The sequence below is a fragment of the Pseudomonas koreensis genome (assembly GCF_036668835.1).
Lineage (GTDB): Bacteria > Pseudomonadota > Gammaproteobacteria > Pseudomonadales > Pseudomonadaceae > Aquipseudomonas > Aquipseudomonas koreensis_I.
Genome location: NZ_JAZEVW010000018.1, coordinates 21047 through 41875, shown reverse-complemented (window position 1 = coordinate 41875; position 20829 = coordinate 21047). Strand labels below are relative to the sequence as shown.

Annotated in this window: 18 protein-coding genes; 13 read left to right on the top strand and 5 right to left on the bottom strand. The window is 59.7% G+C overall.

Features of this window, described 5'->3' with window-relative positions:
- Positions 1–136 precede the first annotated feature (136 nt).
- Entirely contained in the window at positions 137–1279 is a 1143-nt protein-coding gene (gene pdxB / locus V6F91_RS26990; protein ID WP_332769872.1) for a 4-phosphoerythronate dehydrogenase PdxB, read from the top strand.
- 90 nt (positions 1280–1369) lie between these two features.
- Here the strand turns inward: pdxB and V6F91_RS26985 are convergent, their stop codons facing one another.
- Positions 1370–1549 carry a PA1571 family protein gene (locus tag V6F91_RS26985; RefSeq protein WP_332769870.1) on the bottom strand — a complete coding sequence of 60 codons (180 nt, stop codon included), beginning with the start codon at positions 1547–1549 and terminating at the stop codon, positions 1370–1372.
- Between the two features lie 259 nt (positions 1550–1808).
- Between V6F91_RS26985 and V6F91_RS26980 the strand changes: the two genes are divergently transcribed.
- Positions 1809–3602: an ABC transporter transmembrane domain-containing protein gene (locus V6F91_RS26980; RefSeq protein WP_332769868.1), complete on the top strand. Its 1794-nt coding sequence runs from the start codon at positions 1809–1811 to the stop codon at positions 3600–3602.
- 82 nt (positions 3603–3684) lie between these two features.
- Here the strand turns inward: V6F91_RS26980 and V6F91_RS26975 are convergent, their stop codons facing one another.
- Positions 3685–5613 (bottom strand): transglycosylase SLT domain-containing protein, encoded by a 1929-nt coding sequence (locus V6F91_RS26975; RefSeq protein ID WP_332769866.1) that lies wholly within the window; start codon positions 5611–5613, stop codon positions 3685–3687.
- A 214-nt stretch (positions 5614–5827) separates the two neighbouring features.
- Between V6F91_RS26975 and V6F91_RS26970 the strand changes: the two genes are divergently transcribed.
- Positions 5828–7750: an ATP-binding cassette domain-containing protein gene (locus tag V6F91_RS26970; protein ID WP_208940392.1), complete on the top strand. Its 1923-nt coding sequence runs from the start codon at positions 5828–5830 to the stop codon at positions 7748–7750.
- Between the two features lie 86 nt (positions 7751–7836).
- Here V6F91_RS26970 and V6F91_RS26965 read toward each other — a convergent pair whose 3' ends face one another.
- Positions 7837–8274, bottom strand: coding sequence for a universal stress protein (locus V6F91_RS26965; protein WP_093099866.1), 438 nt, complete (start codon positions 8272–8274; stop codon positions 7837–7839).
- Between the two features lie 102 nt (positions 8275–8376).
- Between V6F91_RS26965 and V6F91_RS26960 the strand changes: the two genes are divergently transcribed.
- From V6F91_RS26960 to V6F91_RS26930, 7 genes are all read left to right on the top strand, one after another.
- Positions 8377–8814, top strand: a complete 438-nt coding sequence (locus tag V6F91_RS26960) for a hypothetical protein (protein ID WP_332769862.1) — start codon at positions 8377–8379, stop codon at positions 8812–8814.
- Between the two features lie 527 nt (positions 8815–9341).
- A complete protein-coding gene (gene fadB, locus V6F91_RS26955; protein WP_332769860.1) occupies positions 9342–11489 on the top strand; it encodes a fatty acid oxidation complex subunit alpha FadB in 2148 nt (715 codons plus the stop codon).
- 29 nt (positions 11490–11518) lie between these two features.
- Positions 11519–12694, top strand: coding sequence for an acetyl-CoA C-acyltransferase FadA (gene fadA, locus V6F91_RS26950; RefSeq protein WP_007910465.1), 1176 nt, complete (start codon positions 11519–11521; stop codon positions 12692–12694).
- A 93-nt stretch (positions 12695–12787) separates the two neighbouring features.
- A complete protein-coding gene (locus V6F91_RS26945) occupies positions 12788–13024 on the top strand; it encodes a DUF1653 domain-containing protein (RefSeq protein ID WP_093099868.1) in 237 nt (78 codons plus the stop codon).
- Positions 13025–13138: 114 nt separating this feature from the next.
- Positions 13139–15772 carry a type I DNA topoisomerase gene (gene topA / locus V6F91_RS26940; protein ID WP_332769856.1) on the top strand — a complete coding sequence of 878 codons (2634 nt, stop codon included), beginning with the start codon at positions 13139–13141 and terminating at the stop codon, positions 15770–15772.
- A gap of 144 nt (positions 15773–15916) precedes the next feature.
- Positions 15917–16441 (top strand): DUF6586 family protein, encoded by a 525-nt coding sequence (locus V6F91_RS26935; protein WP_332769854.1) that lies wholly within the window; start codon positions 15917–15919, stop codon positions 16439–16441.
- A gap of 106 nt (positions 16442–16547) precedes the next feature.
- The gene (locus V6F91_RS26930; RefSeq protein ID WP_003226592.1) at positions 16548–16781 is read left to right on the top strand and encodes a hypothetical protein; all 234 of its coding nucleotides are present in this window, start codon (positions 16548–16550) and stop codon (positions 16779–16781) included.
- Between the two features lie 97 nt (positions 16782–16878).
- Here the strand turns inward: V6F91_RS26930 and sulA are convergent, their stop codons facing one another.
- Positions 16879–17352 (bottom strand): SOS-induced cell division inhibitor SulA, encoded by a 474-nt coding sequence (gene sulA / locus V6F91_RS26925; protein ID WP_332769852.1) that lies wholly within the window; start codon positions 17350–17352, stop codon positions 16879–16881.
- An 11-nt stretch (positions 17353–17363) separates the two neighbouring features.
- On the bottom strand, positions 17364–17972 hold the full coding sequence (lexA, locus tag V6F91_RS26920) for a transcriptional repressor LexA (protein ID WP_090284744.1): 609 nt from the start codon (positions 17970–17972) through the stop codon (positions 17364–17366).
- Between the two features lie 229 nt (positions 17973–18201).
- On the opposite strand from lexA, the gene V6F91_RS26915 reads away from it, so the two are divergent.
- From V6F91_RS26915 to V6F91_RS26905, 3 genes are all read left to right on the top strand, one after another.
- On the top strand, positions 18202–18909 hold the full coding sequence (locus V6F91_RS26915; RefSeq protein WP_007910473.1) for a TetR/AcrR family transcriptional regulator: 708 nt from the start codon (positions 18202–18204) through the stop codon (positions 18907–18909).
- 158 nt (positions 18910–19067) lie between these two features.
- A complete protein-coding gene (nagZ, locus tag V6F91_RS26910; protein ID WP_332769848.1) occupies positions 19068–20078 on the top strand; it encodes a beta-N-acetylhexosaminidase in 1011 nt (336 codons plus the stop codon).
- 11 nt (positions 20079–20089) lie between these two features.
- On the top strand, positions 20090–20827 hold the full coding sequence (locus tag V6F91_RS26905; RefSeq protein WP_332769846.1) for an S-methyl-5'-thioinosine phosphorylase: 738 nt from the start codon (positions 20090–20092) through the stop codon (positions 20825–20827).
- Positions 20828–20829 lie beyond the last annotated feature (2 nt).

Here is a 20829-nt window from a genome sequence, read left to right as displayed (position 1 = left end):
GATGCGCAAGGCGCCGCATTCTACGCCGCTGACGTTGCAGTCAGGAAAAATCCTCGTTGTGGATTTGTAAGCGCAATGGCTGCTGGCCCGGGAAGCGATCTGCACCTAAACTGCCGATCCGCCCAAGGAGCCCGCCATGCTGATTGTTGCCGACGAAAATATCCCGCTGCTCGATGCCTTTTTTGCCGGGTTCGGCGAGATCCGCCGAGTCCCGGGGCGTGCGATCGACCGTGCGACGGTTGAGCAGGCCGACGTACTGCTCGTACGCTCGGTGACCCCGGTCAACCGTGCGTTGCTGGAGGGCAGCAAAGTGCGCTTTGTCGGCACTTGCACGATTGGCACTGATCATCTGGATCTGGAGTACTTCGATCAGGCCGGCATTGCCTGGTCTAGCGCGCCGGGCTGCAACGCCCGTGGCGTGGTCGATTATGTGCTGGGCAGCCTGATGACTCTTGCCGAAATCGAAGGTGTCGATCTGGCTCGGCGCACCTACGGTGTCGTCGGTGCCGGCGAAGTCGGTGGGCGCTTGATCAGCGTGCTCAAAGGCCTTGGTTGGGATGTGAAAGTCTGCGACCCGCCACGTCAGGCTGCCGAAGGCGGCGATTATGTAAGCCTGGAGCAGATCATCGAGCAGTGCGATGTGATCAGCCTGCACACACCGCTGACACGTAGCGGTGAAGGCGCAACCTGGCATCTGCTTGATGAGCAACGTTTGCGCCAGCTCAGGCCCGGCGCATGGCTGATCAACGCCGCACGCGGCCCGGTGGTGGATAACGCCGCGCTGCGTCAGGTGCTGCTGGAGCGTGAAGACCTGCAGGCGGTGCTCGATGTCTGGGAAGCCGAGCCCGAAGTCGATGTTGCCTTGGCTGAGCTCTGCGTGCTGGCAACCCCGCATATTGCGGGTTACAGCCTCGATGGCAAGCAGCGCGGCACGGCGCAGATCTATCAGGCGTATTGCGCCTTCATCGGCCAGCCGGCGAGCATTCAGCTCGCTGAGCTGTTGCCGGCGCCGTGGTTGGCGCAAGTCTCGCTGCACGCCGACAGCGACCCGGCGTGGGCGCTGGCGATGTTGTGCCGGGGCGTGTACGACCCGCGCCGCGACGATGCGGATTTCCGCCGCAGCCTGGTAGGCAATGTCGCTGAGCAGCGTGCGGCGTTTGATGTGCTGCGCAAGCAATATCCAGTGCGGCGCGAGATTGAAGGTTTGCAGGTACGGATTGAAGGGGAGGCGCCGGCATTGGCGCAAATCGTCGCGGCGCTGGGGGCTGTGGCAGTCTAGAAAACCGAGGCGACGAACGCGACCCCGATCCTGAATTGCAGCCATAAAAAACCCGGCAAACAGGGCCGGGTCAGGAATACGGTGGCTATATCATTTTTGTTTGGCAGGCTTGACCAATCGCTTGTCCAGTTCGCGGCACGCATCCTGGATCATATCTTCAGTGATCGGTACTTCACGCCCGTCCTTATCGATAATCGAGCAACCCAGAGCTTGGCCGGGTTTGGTGCGAATCACTTCAATCTTGTCTTCGCTGCTGTGTTGCAAGGACATGGCCTGTCTCCTCATCAGGTTGTGTGCCTAGATTAAAACCGCCGCGTGACCAGGCTGTGACAACTCCCTGTGGTCGGTCGGCGAACGGCATCTTTACTCAAACAGAAATGGCCGCTCGTCTCAACCGCAACCTTAGACCAATCGTTTCTAGCATCCTGAGATCACGGGCATATTTAACCTGACTCATTGTGATTTACAGAGTTCCACCCCATTTGAGTCAACAGGCAGGCCCTATTCATCCAGCGCAGACGTGAACTCCATGATTTCGATGCTCTCTTCCCGGCACCGGCGCGCTTTGCGTCTGACCAGTCATTTTCTCCTGCCGTATCGCTGGCACGCCTTTGGCGCGCTGCTCGCACTGATCGTCACCGCCGGCATTACCTTGTCGATGGGGCAGGGCATCAAACTACTGGTGGACCAAGGTTTCATGACCCGCTCGCCGCATCTGCTCAACCAGTCCATCGGAATTTTCATGCTGCTGGTGCTGGGGCTGGCGGCGGGCACGTTCGCGCGTTTCTATCTGGTGTCGTGGATTGGCGAGCGCGTGGTCGCCGACATTCGCCGCCAGGTGTTCAACCATCTGGTGTATCTGCATCCGGGCTTTTATGAGCACAACCGCAGCTCGGAAATCCAGTCGCGCCTGACCGCCGATACCACGCTGCTGCAATCGGTGATCGGCTCTTCGCTGTCACTGTTTCTGCGCAACCTGCTGATGGTAATCGGCGGCGTTGTGCTGCTGTTCATTACCAACCCCAAGCTCACCAGCATCGTGGTGATCGCACTGCCGCTGGTGATCGCGCCGATTCTGCTGTTCGGTCGACGCGTGCGCAATCTGTCGCGCCTGAGCCAGGACCGGATCGCCGACATTGGCAGCTACGTTTCGGAAACCCTCGGGCAGATCAAAACCGTGCAGGCCTATAACCATCAAGTTCAGGACGAGCAGCGCTTTGCCTCGACGGTCGAGCAGGCGTTCGATACCGCGCGCAAACGGATTTTTCAGCGCGCGTGGCTGATCACGCTGGTGATCGTGCTGGTGCTTGGCGCGGTGGCGGTGATGTTGTGGGTGGGCGGCATGGACGTCATGGCCGGGCGGATTTCCGCAGGCGAACTGGCAGCGTTCGTTTTCTACAGCCTGATCGTCGGCAGCGCATTCGGCACCCTGAGCGAAGTCATCGGCGAACTGCAGCGCGCGGCGGGTGCAGCTGAACGCATCGCAGAACTGCTGCGCTCGGAGAACATCATCCAGCCACCCACGACCGGGCTGGTGACTTTGCCGGCGCGGGTCAGCGGTGAGCTGGAACTCAAGGATGTGCGCTTTTCCTACCCATCGCGTCCAGAAAGCTATGCGGTCGACGGCTTGAATCTGACCGTGAAAGCGGGCGAAACCCTCGCCCTGGTTGGCCCATCCGGTGCGGGCAAGTCCACGGTGTATGACTTGTTGCTGCGTTTCTACGATCCGCTGGCGGGGCAAATCCTGCTCGATGGCGTGCCGCTGACAAGCCTTGATCCGCTGGATCTGCGCCGTTGCTTTGCCCTCGTCTCGCAAACGCCTGCGTTGTTCTTCGGCACTGTTGAGGAGAACATTCGCTACGGTTGCCCGACAGCGACGCTGGAGCAGGTCAAGGAAGCCGCCCGCATCGCCCATGCCCACGACTTTATCGAGCAGATGCCTGAAGGCTACCAGACGCACCTGGGCGATGGCGGCCTCGGCCTCTCCGGCGGCCAGCGCCAGCGTCTGGCCATCGCCCGGGCGTTGCTGGTCGACGCGCCGATCCTGTTGCTGGACGAAGCCACCAGCGCCCTCGACGCGCAGAGCGAGCACCTGATCCAGCAAGCCCTGCCCAGCCTGATGCACAACCGCACCACGCTGGTGATCGCCCATCGTCTGGCCACGGTCAAGAATGCCGACCGGATTGCCGTAATGGATCAGGGCAGGCTTGTGGCGATAGGTACGCATCAGGAACTGATTGCCAGTAATGCGCTGTATGCGCGGTTGGCGGCGTTGCAGTTCAATGATGGTCGGTCTGTTTCAACCGATGAAGCACCGACCTAGTAACCGACCCAGTAACCGACCCATAAAAAATGCCCGTATCTAACGATACGGGCATTTTTTATGGGTCGGCGTCAGCTCTCTCTCACTGATCGTCGAAATATCGCTCATGCCAATCCACCAGCGGTTGTGGCGAGTTGAGCTTCTGGCCGTAGATCACCGAGTACGACAGCACGTTCTGCACGTACTGGCGGGTTTCGTCGAACGGGATGCTTTCCACCCAGACGTCGAAACTCAGGTGATCGGCGCCGCGCAGCCATTGGCGCACGCGGCCCGGGCCGGCGTTGTAGGCGGCGGAGGCGAGGACGCGGTTGCCGTTGAACTGGCTGTGCACCTGGCTCAGGTAAGCAGCGCCGAGCTGGATGTTTTTGTCCGGGTCGAGCACCTGCTGCGGCGAGGCCAGCGGGATGCTGAACTTGCGCGCGGTTTCCTTGGCCGTGCCGGGCATCAATTGCATCAGGCCGCTGGCGCCGACGCCGGAGCGGGCGTCATCCATGAAAGCGCTTTCCTGGCGAGTGATGGCGAACACCCAGCTTGAGTGCAGGCCACGCACCTTGGCTTCGCGCACCAGCGTGTCGCGGTGGGCCATCGGGAAGCGAATATCGAGATCGTCCCAATACTGCGCCTGGCTGATGGTGCGGATGGCCGGGAAATACCACTTCAGGTCATAGGCGAGTTTGGCCTGGGCGACCATTTCGTCACGGTTGAAATGGCGGCTGACGTGATACCACTCGCGGCGACCGTCGACGATCTGCCCGCGAGCGTGAAATTCCAGCGCGCGACGCACGCCCGGCGTGTTGCGCACCTTGTTGATCAAGGCCTGGCTGAGCACCAGCGGCTTGTTGTTCAGCGAGTACGGCGATTGCGAGCGATCGGCGGCGAGGAAGCCATAGAAGTCACGCTCGCGCGCGAGGTTTTTGTACAGCGTCTGGGCTTGCGGATTCTGCGGCTGGGCCAGTTCAAGGCTGCGCGCCTGCCAGTAGCGCCAGCGGTTGGTGGTGGCCAGATCCTGCGGCAGACGTTTGGTCAGTTCATAAGCGTCATCCCAGCGGGCCAGACGCAGCAGCAGGCGCAAGCGCCATTCGGAAACGGTGTTGTCGCGCAGCTCCGGATCGTATTTGGTCATCACGTCGAGGGCGCGGCTGTCGAAACGGCGGGCCAGGGTCAGGCCGATTTCGCGGGCGATCGCGACTTTTTCATCACGGGAGAAATGCATGCTGCTGGCGTAACCGTCGAGCAGGGCCATGGCCTTGTCCGGGTCCTGACGGGCGAGGCGGCGCAGGCCAAGGCTGACCACGTCGGACATCGGTTCATCCGCCGGGGTGAAGCGCGACGGCTGATTGAGCAGCTCGGGTTTTTGCGCAACATCGACCAGCAAACGACCGCGAGGGGCGAGGGTGGTCAAGCCGTTGATCAGGCTGTTCGCCAGCGGATAGTTACGGGCCTGCGCCGCGAGTTTGGTGCGTTCCCAGCGTTTCTGTTCGGTGAGCTGGCCGTCAGCCGCCCAGATGCCGAACAGCGCGTCACACGCTGCCGGTTGCGACTTGCCGGTCAGCCAGAGTTTTTCCGCGTTGGCGTAACCCTCGGCTTTCTTGTCGTGGCTGATCTGGTATTGCGCATTGAGGCAGTCGAGTTCGGTGAAGTTGAGCTTCGGGTCGTAATACCTGACGAAGGTTGCCCAGTCGCCGCGGTCGGCGAGCCAGCGCAACCAGCGCAATTTCATCCAGTTGGCCTGAGGCAGATCACCGTGCTCGGCGAGAAACTTCTCGATCTCGGCATTGCTCGCCGATTTCAGGCGCGCGGTCAGTTCGTCGTAGGCCAGATACGGTTCCAGCGGATAGTCAGCCAGCGCCTGGCTGTAACGCAAATACGGGCCGGTATCGCCCTTGGCCAGCGCGCGCTTGGCTTCATCGTAATACTGGCGTTGGGTGGACAGATCCACCGCCTGGGCGGATTGAGCGGCAGCGGCGGTGAAAAACAAACAGGACAAAACACTGAAAAGGCGACTGCGCATGAGACATCCGGGCAGAGAAATCATGACAAGTGCCGACCTCGATCAGCACTGAATTGTCTGTAGCTTAGCCTTTTGCCAGCAAGCGGCGAAAGCTTTGCCGGCCTCGCAGCACAAGTTCGCAACAAATGTTGTGCAGAGTGCTTCCACAGACAAATTGCCGGCCTGCGCGAGCGCTGATTCAGGTAGAATGCGCGCCCGGTTTTTGGAGAAGCTCATGACCCTGCTCAAATTCAGCGATGTGTCCCTTGCGTTCGGCGCTATGCCGTTGTTGGACAAGGTGTCCTGGCAGATCGCCCGTGGTGAGCGGGTGTGCATCATCGGCCGCAACGGCACTGGCAAGTCCAGCATGATGAAACTGGTCAAGGGCGACCAGAAGCCCGATGACGGCTCGGTGTGGCGTGCCCCCGGTCTGAAAATCGGCGAATTGCCGCAGGAATTGCCGGTGGCCGACGAGCGGACTGTGTTCGACGTGGTCGCCGAAGGCCTCGATGGCGTCGGCGCATTGCTCGCCGAATATCATCACTTGAGTCAGAACATCGTCACCGACGCCGATCTGGACAAGCTCATGCATGTTCAACACGACCTCGAAGCCCGCGACGGCTGGCGCTTGCAGACTTTGGTCGACAGCACCCTCAGCCGTCTGCAACTGCCGGCCGACAAGACCCTCGCCGAGTTGTCCGGCGGCTGGCGTCGTCGCGTGCTGCTGGCACAGGCGCTGGTGTCCGAGCCGGATCTGCTGCTGCTCGACGAACCGACCAACCACCTGGATATCGGTGCGATTGCCTGGCTCGAAGAAGCGCTGAAGGATTTCCAGGGCGCCGTGCTGTTCATCACGCACGACCGTTCCTTCCTGCAAAACCTCGCCACGCGCATTCTCGAACTGGACCGCGGCGGCCTGATCGACTGGAACGGCGACTACGCCAGTTTCCTCGTGCACAAAGAAGCTGCACTGGCGGCTGAAGAGACCGCCAACGCGCTGTTCGACAAGCGTCTGGCTCAGGAAGAAGTGTGGATCCGTCAGGGCATCAAGGCCCGTCGCACCCGTAACGAAGGCCGTGTTCGTGCGCTGAAAGCCTTGCGTGTGGAGCGCAGCGAACGTCGCGAGCGTACCGGCAAAGCCAACATTCAGCTGGAAACCGCCGACAAGTCCGGCAAGCAGGTGATGGTGCTCGAGAATGTGAGTTTTGCTCACCCGGGCGGGCCGTTCCTGATCAAGGATTTCTCGATGGTATTGCAGCGTGGCGACCGTATCGGTCTGCTCGGCGCCAACGGTACCGGCAAGACTACCCTGCTGAAATTGATGCTCAGCGGTCTGCAACCGACCAGCGGCAAAGTCGAAGAGGGCACACGCATCGATGTGGCCTATTTCGACCAGTTGCGCCATCAGCTGGATCTGGAAAAAACCGTGATCGACAACGTCGCCGAAGGCCGTGACTTCATCGATATCGACGGCCAGAGCCGGCATGTCCTGAGTTACCTTGGTGACTTCCTGTTCAGCCCGCAGCGTGCGCGCACGCCGGTCAAGGCGTTGTCGGGTGGTGAGCGTGCGCGTCTGTTGCTGGCCAAGCTGTTCAGCAAACCGGCGAACCTGCTGGTGCTCGACGAACCGACCAACGACCTCGACGTCGAAACCCTGGAACTGCTCGAAGAAGTGCTGCTGACCTTCAACGGCACGGTCCTGATGGTCAGCCACGACCGGGCATTTCTCGACAACGTGGTCACCAGCACCCTGGTCTTCGAAGGTGAAGGCAAGGTGCGTGAATACGTCGGTGGCTATCAGGACTGGATCCGTCAGGGTGGCTCGCCACGTCTGTTGGGCGTGACCGAAAGCAAATCGGGCAAGGCTGACCTGAACTCGGCGGTGGTCACCGCTGAGCCGGCACCGGTGGCGGCGCCCGCCGCTGCGGCTCCAGCGGCGAAGAAGAAGCTCAGCTACAAGCTGCAACGTGAGCTGGAAGCCTTGCCGGGCGACATCGACGCCAAGGAACAGCAGATCGCGGCTGTCGAAGCAGAAATGGCCGAGGCCGGTTTCTATCAGCGTCCGCCGGCAGAGACGGCCAAGGTCATCGCTTCGCTGGAGCAGTTGCAGGCCGAGCTGGATGCGCTGGTAGAGCGTTGGGCCGAGCTGGATGCCTGATTGATCCGGATGTAAAAAAAGCCCGGCGCTCAGTGATGAGCGCCGGGCTTTTCATATCAGGGGCCGCTCCTGATCAAATGTGGGTTTTAGCGTTTGACCAAGTGCACCGCCAGCACATCGCACGGCGCGCCGTGCAGTACGTCGTTGGCGGTCGAACCAAGCAACAGCGCCAGACCGTGGCGGCCATGACTGCCCACCACGATCAGATCGCAGGTTTGTTCCTTGGCGAAGTGATGGATTTCCTGGCGTGGCTGGCCGTAGGTCAAATGGCAGTTGGCGCCTTCAAGCTCGGTGTACTTGAGCTTCAAACGCTCGAGGCGCTCCTTGGCTTGATCGAACTGCTGTTGTTGCAGTTGTGACAGATCCATCGGCACGTCGCCGCCGAACGCCATGGCCATCGGTTCGACGATATGCACCAGCGACAGTTTGGCGCCATTGCTGACCGAAAGCTCACGGGCGCGGTGGATCACAGGGTCGCACTCTTCGGTCAGGTCTACGGCGACCAGGATGTGGTGGTAGGGCATGAGGTGCTCTCCTGAGGTTTCAATAGTGGTAAGTATGGCTGGTTTCGAGCGCAATGGTTCCAAAGTGACACAAGGCGCTCACCGAGAATGGGGAATAGAGATATGACGGTCTGGTTGGTGGTGTCAATCCTGCTGGTGGTTTTAAGTCCGCTGGCCTGGCTGCGGCCTTCGCGCGCACAAAGCGGGCGTATCGCATTGCGCGCGGAGGCGCGGCGCATTGGTCTGGCCATGCAACTGGCACCGCAGGAATGGCCGCACTGGTTGACGCAGCAACCGCCGAACCCGTGTGCGCAATACTATCGGCCGCGCAGAAGTAATCACTCGGCCTGCTGGACGTACTGGCAGAAATCGCCGGGGGTGTGGGTTAACCAGTGGCAGGAAGTTTGCGAGGATCGTGGTCTGCTCAATCATTTCGAAAAATTGCCGGGCAATGTTTTCAAGGTCGACGCCGACAAGCAGATGATTGCGCTGTATTGGGGCGAGAAGGGTGACGCTGCGGTTTTGCAGAATATCGACGCAACACTGAAAGCGCTGGCATGACCTGCGGACTTTTCGCACTGCAACGGTGCGAAGCGTCCGGCAGACGCGCATAAAAAAGCCCGACATGATTCATCGGGCGGGGTGGCCAGGCAGGCCGGAAATCTTTTTGCTGCTGACTCGATTTGAAAACGACAGCGCATTTCCCTGTAGTCCCCACCAGCGTAGCCCCTTAAATAGACGCTGCGACGAATTAGGGCGACTTTTCTAATTATTGATTCTATGAATGCCTGGACATGCAGAGGCGTGTGGCGTGGCTTCGTCCTACAGAAATGACCGCAAAGTCGCATTTCAACCGGTATTTTGGGCGATTGACAATTGCTGGAAATTCCGAGAAGGTGACGTACCCAAATCAAACGGGCGTATGAATTGAGCGTTTGTCTTGCAGACTGCTCCTACAGAATCCCGACTATCGCGTTGGCGGGTGTGCCGGGTGGATTGGCGTTAGCATTGACGAAAAAGCGTCCTGCCGAGCCATTCGCCTGCGTCCGACGTGTACTGTTCAGCTTCCATATCGTGGAGATCAGTTGATGATTTACGAAGGTAAAGCCATCACGGTTAAAGCTCTTGAAAGTGGCATCGTCGACTTGAAATTCGACCTCAAGGGTGAGTCCGTCAACAAGTTCAACCGTCTAACCCTGAATGAATTGCGTCAGGCCGTAGACACCATCAAGGCAGATGCTTCGATCAAGGGCGTGATCGTCAGCAGCGGCAAGGACGTGTTCATCGTCGGCGCCGACATCACCGAATTTGTCGACAACTTCAAGCTGCCGGATGCCGAGCTGGTTGCTGGCAATCTCGAAGCCAACAAGATCTTCAGCGATTTCGAAGACCTCAACGTGCCAACCGTAGCGGCCATCAACGGCATCGCCCTCGGCGGCGGGCTGGAAATGTGCCTGGCGGCTGACTATCGCGTCATGTCGACCAAAGCCAAGATCGGCCTGCCGGAAGTCAAACTGGGCATCTACCCAGGCTTCGGCGGTACCGTGCGTCTGCCGCGCCTGATCGGTGTCGACAACGCGATCGAGTGGATTGCCGCTGGCAAGGAAAACCGCCCTGAAGACGCCCTGAAAGTTAGCGCCGTCGACGCCGTGGTTGCCCCAGAGAAGCTGCAGGAAGCAGCCCTTGAGCTGATCAAGCGCGCCATCTCCGGCGAGTTCGATTTCAAGGCCAAACGTCAGCCTAAACTTGAAAAACTCAAGTTGAACGCCATTGAACAAATGATGGCTTTCGAAACGGCCAAGGGTTTCGTGGCCGGTCAGGCTGGCCCGAACTACCCGGCGCCGGTCGAAGCGATCAAGACTATCCAGAAAGCCGCGAATTTCGGTCGTGACAAGGCGCTGGAAGTCGAAGCCGCCGGTTTCGTCAAACTGGCCAAGACCTCTGCCGCGCAGAGCTTGATCGGTCTGTTCCTGAACGATCAGGAACTGAAGAAAAAGGCCAAGGCCTACGACGAAATCGCCAAAGACGTGAAGCAGGCTGCCGTACTCGGCGCCGGCATCATGGGTGGCGGTATCGCCTATCAGTCGGCGTCCAAAGGCACGCCGATCCTGATGAAGGACATCAACGAGCACGGTATCGAGCAGGGCCTGGCCGAAGCCGCCAAGCTGCTGGTTGGCCGCGTTGACAAAGGTCGCATGACCGCCGCGAAAATGGCTGAAGTGCTCAACGGCATTCGTCCGACCCTTTCCTACGGCGACTTCGGCCACGTCGATCTGGTTGTCGAAGCAGTCGTCGAGAACCCGAAGGTCAAGCAAGCTGTACTGGCAGAAGTTGAAGGTCAGGTCAAAGAGGACACCATCCTCGCGTCCAACACCTCGACCATTTCCATCAGCCTGCTGGCGAAAGCCCTCAAGCGTCCGGAAAACTTCGTCGGCATGCACTTCTTCAACCCGGTGCACATGATGCCGCTGGTGGAAGTGATCCGTGGCGAGAAGTCGAGTGAGCTGGCTGTTGCCACCACCGTTGCCTACGCCAAGAAAATGGGCAAGAACCCGATCGTCGTCAACGACTGCCCGGGCTTCCTGGTCAACCGTGTCCTGTTCCCGTACTTCGGCGGGTTCGCCAAGCTGGTCAGCGCCGGTGTCGACTTTGTCCGCATCGACAAGGTCATGGAAAAATTCGGCTGGCCAATGGGCCCGGCGTACCTGATGGACGTGGTCGGCATCGACACCGGCCACCATGGTCGTGACGTGATGGCAGAAGGTTTCCCGGACCGCATGAAGGATGACCGTCGCTCGGCCATCGACGTGCTGTACGAAGCCAAACGCCTGGGTCAGAAGAACGGCAAGGGTTTCTATGCCTACGAGGCCGACAAGAAAGGCAAGCAGAAGAAAGTCGCCGATCCTTCGGTACTCGAAGTGCTCAAGCCGATCGTTTACGAGCAGCGCGAAGTCACCGACGAAGACATCATCAACTGGATGATGATCCCGCTGTGCCTGGAAACCGTACGTTGCCTGGAAGACGGCATCGTTGAAACCGCCGCCGAAGCCGACATGGGTCTGGTCTACGGTATCGGTTTCCCTCCATTCCGTGGCGGTGCGCTGCGCTACATCGATTCGATCGGTGTCGCCGAGTTCGTTGCCCTGGCTGACCAGTACGCTGATTTGGGCGCGCTGTACCACCCGACCGCGAAGCTGCGCGAAATGGCCAAGAATGGCCAGAGCTTCTTCGGTTAAGCGCCCCCAACTAGAGTGAGAGTGAACTTATGAGCTTGAATCCTAGAGACGTCGTGATTGTCGACTTCGGTCGTACTCCGATGGGCCGCTCCAAGGGCGGCATGCACCGCAACACCCGCGCCGAAGACATGTCGGCGCACCTGATCAGCAAATTGCTGGAACGCAACGCCAAAGTCGATCCGGCGGAAGTCGAGGACGTGATCTGGGGCTGCGTCAACCAGACCCTGGAGCAGGGCTGGAACATTGCGCGCATGGCGTCGCTGATGACCCAGATTCCGCACACCTCGGCCGGCCAGACCGTCAGCCGTCTGTGTGGCTCTTCGATGAGTGCGCTGCACACCGCCGCGCAAGCGATCATGACCGGTAACGGTGACGTGTTCGTGGTCGGTGGCGTCGAGCACATGGGCCACGTGAGCATGATGCACGGTGTCGATCCGAACCCGCACATGTCGCTGTACGCGGCGAAAGCCTCGGGCATGATGGGTCTGACGGCTGAAATGCTCGGCAAAATGCACGGCATCACTCGCGAACAGCAGGACGCCTTCGGCGTGCGTTCCCACCAGTTGGCCCACAAGGCAACCGTGGAAGGCAAGTTCAAAGACGAAATCATCCCGATGCAAGGCTACGACGAGAACGGTTTCCTGAAACTGTTCGACTACGACGAAACCATTCGTCCGGAAACCACCCTGGAAAGTCTGGCGGCGCTCAAGCCGGCCTTCAATCCTAAGGGCGGCACCGTGACTGCCGGTACTTCGTCGCAGATCACTGACGGTGCTTCGTGCATGATCGTGATGTCGGCGCAGCGTGCCCAGGACCTCGGCATCCAGCCAATGGCGGTGATCCGTTCGATGGCAGTGGCGGGTGTGGACCCGGCAATCATGGGCTATGGTCCTGTGCCGGCGACACAAAAAGCCCTGAAGCGTGCGGGCCTTGGCATCAACGATATCGACTTCTTCGAGCTCAACGAAGCTTTCGCTGCACAGGCTCTGCCAGTGCTGAAAGATCTGAAAGTACTCGACAAGATGAACGAGAAGGTTAACCTGCACGGCGGCGCGATCGCCCTGGGTCACCCGTTCGGTTGCTCCGGTGCACGTATTTCCGGCACCCTGCTGAACGTGATGAAGCAGAATAGCGGCACCTTCGGGGTGGCGACTATGTGCATTGGTCTCGGCCAAGGCATCTCCACCGTCTTCGAACGCGTTTAAGCGTCTCGTCGATGGAAGCCGGGGCCCAGTGCCCCGGTTTTTGTTTTTGGATTTTTTATTTTATTTTGAAAAAATTTCAGTGAGGGCCGAAGCATGCCGATACAACCTGGGCTCTACCAACATTACAAAGGTCCGCAGTACCGTGTGTTCAGTGTTGCGCGGCACTCCGAGACCGAAGAAGAAGTGGTCTTCTACCAAGCCCTGTATGGCGATTACGGCTTTTGGGTGCGCCCGCTGAGCATGTTTCTCGAGTCGGTCGAGGTTGACGGCGAGCAGGTGCCACGCTTTGCTTTGGTGCAGGTCGAACCGAGCGTTTTTGACAAGGCGTGAAGCGAGGGCGCAGACAACCCTGTGCTTGACCTCACCTTGTATCAACTATATATAGCGGTGCCGCGTCAGGCGCCAACCGCCTTTCACTTCTAGAATTCAGGAATTTTCTGATCCATGGGCAAATCGCTGGTCATTGTGGAATCCCCGGCTAAGGCCAAGACCATCAACAAGTATCTGGGTAACCAATACGTGGTGAAGTCGAGTATCGGCCATATCCGAGACCTGCCCACCAGCGGTTCGGCTAGCGCCAGCAAAGAGCCAGCCGCCAAGCGTGGCAAGGCTGCCGCGGGTGAAGCTCCGGTACTCACGCCCAAAGAGAAAGCGCGCAAGCAGCTGGTCTCGCGTATGGGTGTCGATCCCGATCATGGCTGGAAGGCCCAGTACGAGATCCTTCCGGGTAAAGAGAAGGTCATCGAAGAGCTGCGCCGGCTCGCCAAGGATGCTGACACCATCTATCTCGCAACCGACTTGGATCGCGAGGGGGAAGCCATTGCCTGGCACCTGCGCGAAGCCATCGGTGGTGATGACAGCCGTTACAAGCGCGTAGTGTTCAACGAAATTACCAAGAAGGCCATTCAGGAGGCTTTCTCCGAACCGGGCGAGCTGGACATCGATCGGGTCAACGCGCAGCAGGCGCGCCGCTTCCTTGACCGCGTCGTCGGCTACATGGTCTCGCCACTGCTCTGGGCGAAAATCGCCCGTGGCCTGTCCGCCGGCCGAGTGCAATCGGTTGCGGTAAAACTGGTGGTCGAGCGCGAACGGGAAATCCGTGCGTTCAACCCGGAAGAGTACTGGGAAGTGCATGCCGATCTCGGCACCGCCAAAGGCTCGACCGTGCGCTTTGAAGTGGCTCGCGAGAAGGGCGAAGCCTTCAAGCCGCTCAACGAAGCCCAGGCCATGGCTGCGCTGGAAAAGCTCAAGGCGTCCAGCTACAGCATCGTCAAGCGTGAAGACAAGCCGACCAGCAGCAAGCCGTCGGCCCCCTTCATCACGTCCACGTTGCAACAGGCTGCGAGCAACCGCCTGGGCTTCGGCGTGAAGAAAACCATGATGATGGCCCAGCGTCTGTACGAAGCCGGCTACATCACTTACATGCGTACCGACTCGACCAACCTCTCGACTGATGCTGTGGCGATGGCGCGTACTTATATCGAGGAAGAGTTCGGCAAGAAGTACCTGCCGGAAACGCCGAATGTCTACAGCAGCAAGGAAGGCGCGCAAGAGGCTCACGAAGCGATTCGTCCGTCTGACGCCAACACCATTCCGAGCAAGCTGGCGGGCATGGAGCGCGATGCCGAGCGCCTCTACGAGTTGATCTGGCGCCAGTTCCTCGCTTGCCAGATGCTGCCGGCGCAATACCTGTCGACCACTGTCAGCGTTGGTGCTGGCGATTTCGAGCTGCGTGCCAAGGGTCGCATCCTCAAGTTCGACGGCTACACCCGCGTCATGCCGCAAATCGCCAAGCCTGGGGACGACGACGTTCTGCCCGACATGGCGCAGGGCGACGTGATGAAGCTGATCAAGCTCGATCCGTCGCAACACTTTACCAAGCCGCCGGCACGTTATTCGGAAGCCAGTCTGGTCAAGGAAATGGAAAAACGTGGCATCGGTCGTCCTTCGACTTATGCGGCGATCATTTCGACCATTCAGGATCGCGGTTACGTGACCCTGCACAACCGTCGCTTCTATTCGGAAAAGATGGGCGACATCGTTACCGAGCGTCTGTCCGAAAGCTTCTCGAACCTGATGGACTACGGCTTCACCGCCGGCATGGAAGAGAACCTCGATGACGTGGCTCAGGGCGAGCGCGACTGGAAAAGCGTGCTGGACGAGTTCTACGGCGACTTTAAAAAGAAACTCGAAGTAGCCGAAAACCCGGACAACGGCATGCGTGCCAACCAGCCAGTCATGACCGACATTCCGTGCACCACTTGCGGCCGTCCGATGCAGATCCGTACCGCGTCGACCGGTGTTTTCCTTGGTTGCTCGGGCTACAGTCTGCCGCCGAAAGAGCGTTGCAAGGCCACCGTCAATCTGGTGCCTGGCGACGAGATCGCTGCGGACGACGAAGGTGAGTCGGAATCGCTGGTCCTGCGCGGCAAGCATCGCTGCCCGATCTGCAGCACGGCGATGGATGCCTACCTGCTCGACGAGAAGCGCAAGCTGCACATCTGCGGTAACAACCCGGATTGTGCCGGCTACGAAATCGAAGAAGGCAGCTACCGGATCAAGGGCTACGAAGGTCCGAGCCTGGAATGCGACAAGTGCGGCAGCGAGATGCAGCTCAAGACCGGCCGTTTCGGCAAGTTCTTCGGTTGCACCAACCCGACTTGCAAGAACACCCGCAAACTGCTGAAAAGCGGTGATGCGGCGCCACCGAAGATGGACCCGGTGAAGATGCCTGAGCTGAAATGCGAAAAGGTCAACGACACCTACATCCTGCGTGACGGCGCATCCGGTCTGTTCCTGGCGGCCAGTCAGTTCCCGAAAAACCGCGAGACCCGTGCTCCGCTGGTGATCGAGATTCTGCCGCACAAGGACGAGATCGATCCGAAGTACCACTTCCTCTGCGACGCACCACAGAAGGATCCTGATGGTCTGCCAGCGGTGATCCGCTACAGCCGCAAGACCAAGGAGCAATATGTGCAGACCGAAGTCGACGGCAAGCCGACCGGTTGGAAAGCGTATTACGACGGTGGCAAGTGGACGGTGGAAGACAAGCGCAGCGCGAAGGCCAAGGCTGAGTAAGCGTTAGTCCGGCACTGAAAAGGCCGCATGTGAACCCTCGGGTTTTCATGCGGCCTTTTTGTTTTGTGCTTGCGGTCGGATCGGCTGATCCATGACACTGTCCGGCCCGTGTGAAGCAATTATTTCGTCGTGGAGACTGCCGTCATGGCTCACGAACTCTATACCCGTACTAACCAGAAAATCTATTTCGCCGGCCTGTCGCTGGAAGCCCTGGCTCGCGCCGAGGAAGGACGGGCAATGAATTCGCTGGCGCTGATTCAGGCCGGGCGTGAATCAACGCTCTTTCACCTCTACGGTGCCTTGCTGGGGCTTTGCCATGAGATCGCCGGTTTTTATCGCCTGCCGCAGGCGAGTGCGCCGCGCGCAGAAATGTTGCTGACCCGTGAAGTGCTAGAGTCGATTGCAATTCCGGAGCTGGCGGAAATGGTCGAGCTGGCGGGTAATCCGGAAACCTGGCTGGCAAAATTGCTGGCAGCGCATTCGGCGTTGTTTCAGCCACCGCGAGTGCCGCACAAACCTAAGGGCGACGTAACGCAGCCGTTGATCCAGGCGATCAATCTGGATGAAGAGCAGGCGCCGGAGGAGTTGAGTCGTGAGGAGCTGGAGAGCTGGCGGCAGAATCTGAAAGGCCTGGCCATTCGTTTTCGCGAAGGCCTGAATGAATGCTGAGGGCGATTGACGCGGTGGCAATCTGAAACATGCTACTGGTCAAGATCCTGAGCGAAGCCCGAATGATGTCTATATAATGCCTGCCTTTCGTGGAGAACAGACTTTTATGCCAACGTCCTTTCTAGAAATTGTCGAGTTACCAGACGGCCGAATCGAACTGCGCAGAGCTGAGGACGAAGGTTCTTTGGTGACACTGGATTTCTCCGAGGATGCCAAAGCGTTCCTGCAGGGTCAGCATGTCGAAATCGCCAAGGCGATGTTGAGCGTTGGCGTGCAAATGGCCGGCCGCATGGTCGAAGGCGAGTTTGATAAGGAAGAAGGGCCGCGGGTTCTTCATTAATCCTGGCCTGTTTTCATCATCAGACATTACCGCTTCAGATCGGCTTCTCTGTCCATGGAGAAGCCCTGCGCTTCATACAGCGCGAGTTACATAGCCATCAACCCAATCGAATATTCAAACTTTGCGCATCGCCTGTACGGGCGGCGCTGATCAGTTGCTGGCGCAAGCTGGCGTTCAGCGGATTGAGCCAGGTCACTACAGTGTGACTGCGGCCCAGTCGCAACGCTTCGCACGCCAGTTGTTGAGCGCTTTGCGCACCCCGCGGTTGCAGCAGCAGAATGCGTTCACGGTTCAGGCCGGCGTCCCGCAGCCAGGTTTGGGTCAGGCTGGCGGGTGGTGCGATCAGTGTCAGCCAGCGCGCATCCTGATCCTCGCTGAGTTCGCGAAGGATCGGGGCAAGAAGATTCAGACAGTTCCCGGCAGCACCGCGCAGTGACAGCTCACTGAACACTTCCGGTTCGGCAGCCCATGGGCGCTCGACCACGTCTTTCAGAATCGGCGCCAACGGTTGCGCCAGAAACGCTTCGAACAAAGGCAGTTGTGTTTGCTGAGGGGTATGTGGGAACTGCATAAAGCCTCCTATTAGCGGCGGATGACGCCGACACTCAAGCCTTCGATCACCAGTTCCTGATCTTTCAGGTCGACTTCGATAGGGGCGAACTCGGGGTTCTCGGCAATCAGCCAGACCTTGCTGCCTTCACGCTTGAAGCGTTTGACCGTGACTTCATCGCCGATACGGGCGACGACGACTTGACCGTTGCGTGCTTCGCGCGTGGTGTGGACTGCCAGCAGGTCACCGTCGAAAATGCCGATGTCCTTCATGCTCATGCCGTGGACGCGTAACAGGTAGTCGGCGCGGGGATGGAAGAAGGCCGGATTGATGTTGCAGGATTCTTCGATGTGCTGCTGGGCGAGGATTGGCGCACCGGCGGCGACCCGGCCAATGATCGGCAGCGTGGAGTCGTCGGGTTTGGCCTCGAAGCCGGGAATGCGAATTCCGCGAGAAGCGCCGGGCGTCATCTCGATGGCGCCTTTGCGGGCCAGCGCCTTGAGGTGTTCTTCAGCGGCATTGGGCGATTTGAAGCCCAGCTCCTGAGCGATTTCCGCGCGGGTTGGCGGATAGCCGTTGTCTTCTAGGCAGCGTTTGATAAAGGCCAGAATCTCGGCTTGGCGTGGCGTCAGCTTTAGCATAATGATCGCTCTGTCTTTTTATACAGTGACTGGGATTATATACAGTGAAGCGAGCTTGGCAATCGCCGTTTTTCGGCACGCCGCCAGACGGTCGGCAGGCGCGCTTTTTAAAGCGCCGAACTTGTGTGGTTAAATAGCTGACCGACCATTCCCAAAACGAACCGGCAGGCTTGACATTGCATAGGCTGAAACGTATGTTTCAAACAAGTGTTTGTCAGGCGGAGTAGCCATGGCCCAGTCGGAAACCGTTGAACGCATTCTTGATGCTGCCGAACAGTTGTTCGCGGAAAAAGGTTTCGCGGAAACTTCATTGCGTTTGATTACCAGCAAGGCCGGCGTCAACCTGGCAGCGGTGAACTATCACTTCGGCTCGAAGAAAGCGCTGATTCAAGCGGTGTTCTCGCGTTTCCTCGGGCCGTTCTGCATCAGCCTCGACAAAGAGCTTGAGCGACGCCAGGCCAAACCTGAAAACAAGCCGACCCTCGAAGAACTGCTGGAAATTCTCGTCGAGCAGGCGCTGGTGGTTCAACCGCGCAGCGGCAACGACCTGTCGATCTTCATGCGTTTGCTCGGCCTCGCTTTCAGTCAGAGCCAGGGCCACTTGCGCCGTTATCTGGAAGACATGTACGGCAAGGTATTCCGTCGCTACATGTTGCTGGTCAACGAAGCGGCGCCGCGTATTCCACCGATCGAGCTGTTCTGGCGCGTGCATTTCATGCTCGGCGCCGCCGCGTTCAGCATGTCCGGCATCAAGGCCTTGCGTGCGATCGCCGAGACTGATTTCGGCGTCAATACCTCGATCGAGCAAGTGATGCGTCTGATGGTGCCATTCCTCGCCGCCGGGATGCGCGCTGAAACCGGCGTCACGGATGCTGCCATGGCCACCGCACAATTGCGTCCACGCAGCAAATCGACACCGGTCGCCGCCAAGGTTTGACCGCACACGGGTGGGCGCGGCAGCGGGGATCCGCTAAGCTAGCCGCCCATGCCGATTCTCGTTCTGAACCCGATCAACAGAAAAGTCACTGACCTGCCGAGCGCTGCTCACGGCAGCAACTGGCTGTTGATCGGGTTTTCTGCTTTCAAGGAATTTCTATGACTGCTGGCCTGCAAGGCTCGTTGATGGTGGACGTCGCCGGTACCTGGCTGACGGCCGAAGATCGCCAATTGTTGCGCCAGCCCGAAGTGGGCGGCCTGATCATCTTTGCCCGCAACATCGAGCATCCACGACAAGTGCGCGAGCTCAGCGGGGCGATCCGCGCGGTGCGCCCGGATCTGCTGCTGGCGGTGGATCAGGAAGGCGGCCGGGTGCAGCGTCTGCGTCAGGGCTTTGTGCGTCTGCCGGCGATGCGCGCCATCGCCGACAACCCGAACGCCGAATACCTGGCCGAGCAGTGCGGCTGGATCATGGCCACCGAAGTGCTGGCGGTCGGTCTCGACCTGAGCTTCGCCCCGGTGCTCGATCTGGACTATCAGCGCAGTGCCGTGGTCGGTACCCGTTCGTTCGAAGGCGACCCGGAGCGCGCCGCCTTGCTCGCTGGAGCATTCATTCGCGGCATGAACAGCGCCGGCATGGCCGCCACTGGCAAGCATTTCCCCGGCCACGGTTGGGCCGAGGCGGATTCGCATGTGGCGATCCCGAACGACGAGCGCAGCCTCGAAGAGATACGCGCCAACGATCTGGTGCCCTTCGCCAGGCTCAGCAAGCAGCTGGCCGCAGTGATGCCGGCTCACGTCATCTATCCGCAAGTCGATGCGCAGCCGGCCGGTTTCTCTCGCCGCTGGCTGCAGGACATCCTGCGCGGCGAATTGCAGTTTGACGGGGTGATTTTCAGCGACGACCTGTCGATGGCCGGCGCCCACGTGGTCGGCGACGCCGCCAGTCGCATTGAGGCCGCACTCACTGCCGGTTGCGACATGGGCCTGGTGTGCAACGATCGCGCCGCCGCCGAACTCGCGCTCAGCGCCGCGCAGCGCATGAAGGTCAAGCCGTCCGGGCGTATCGCGCGCATGCGTGGTCAGGCCTTCGCCAGCACAGATTATCGTCAGGATCCGCGTTGGCTCACCGCCATCGGCGCGCTCAAAGACGCTCAACTGATCGATTAAGGATTTTCGCTATGACCGTTTACGCAATCATCGGTGGCACCGGGCTGACCCAGCTCGAAGGCTTGAGCATTCGCCAGTCGCTGGCGGTGGACACGCCTTATGGCGCGCCCTCGGCCGAGGTGCAGATTGGCGAGTACGCCGGCAGGGAAGTGCTGTTTCTCGCTCGTCACGGCCATCCGCATCGCTTCCCGCCACACAAAGTCAACTACCGAGCCAACCTTTGGGCGTTGAAGCAGGCCGGCGCCGAAGCAATCATCGCGGTGAACGCGGTGGGTGGGATTCATCCGGCGATGGGCACCGGGCATTTCTGCGTGCCGCACCAGATCGTCGACTACACCAGCGGCCGCGAGCACACCTTTTTCGCCGATGACCTGGAACACGTCACGCACATCGATTTCAGCTTTCCCTACAGCGAAGCGCTGCGCCAGCGTTTGATCGGCGCCGTGGCTGCCGAAGGCTGCGAGTACAGCGACCAGGGCGTTTACGCCTGCACCCAGGGCCCGCGTCTGGAAACGGTCGCCGAGATCGTGCGCCTGGAGCGTGACGGCTGCGACATCGTCGGTATGACCGGCATGCCGGAAGCCGCGCTTGCCCGTGAGCTGGACCTGGATTACGCCTGTCTGGCATTGGTGGTGAACCCGGCGGCGGGCAAGACGACCGAAGTGATCACCATGGCCGAAATCGAGCAGGCGCTGCACGCTGGCATGGGCAAGGTCAAATCGACGTTGGCGCGGGTGTTGGCCGGCTAAGG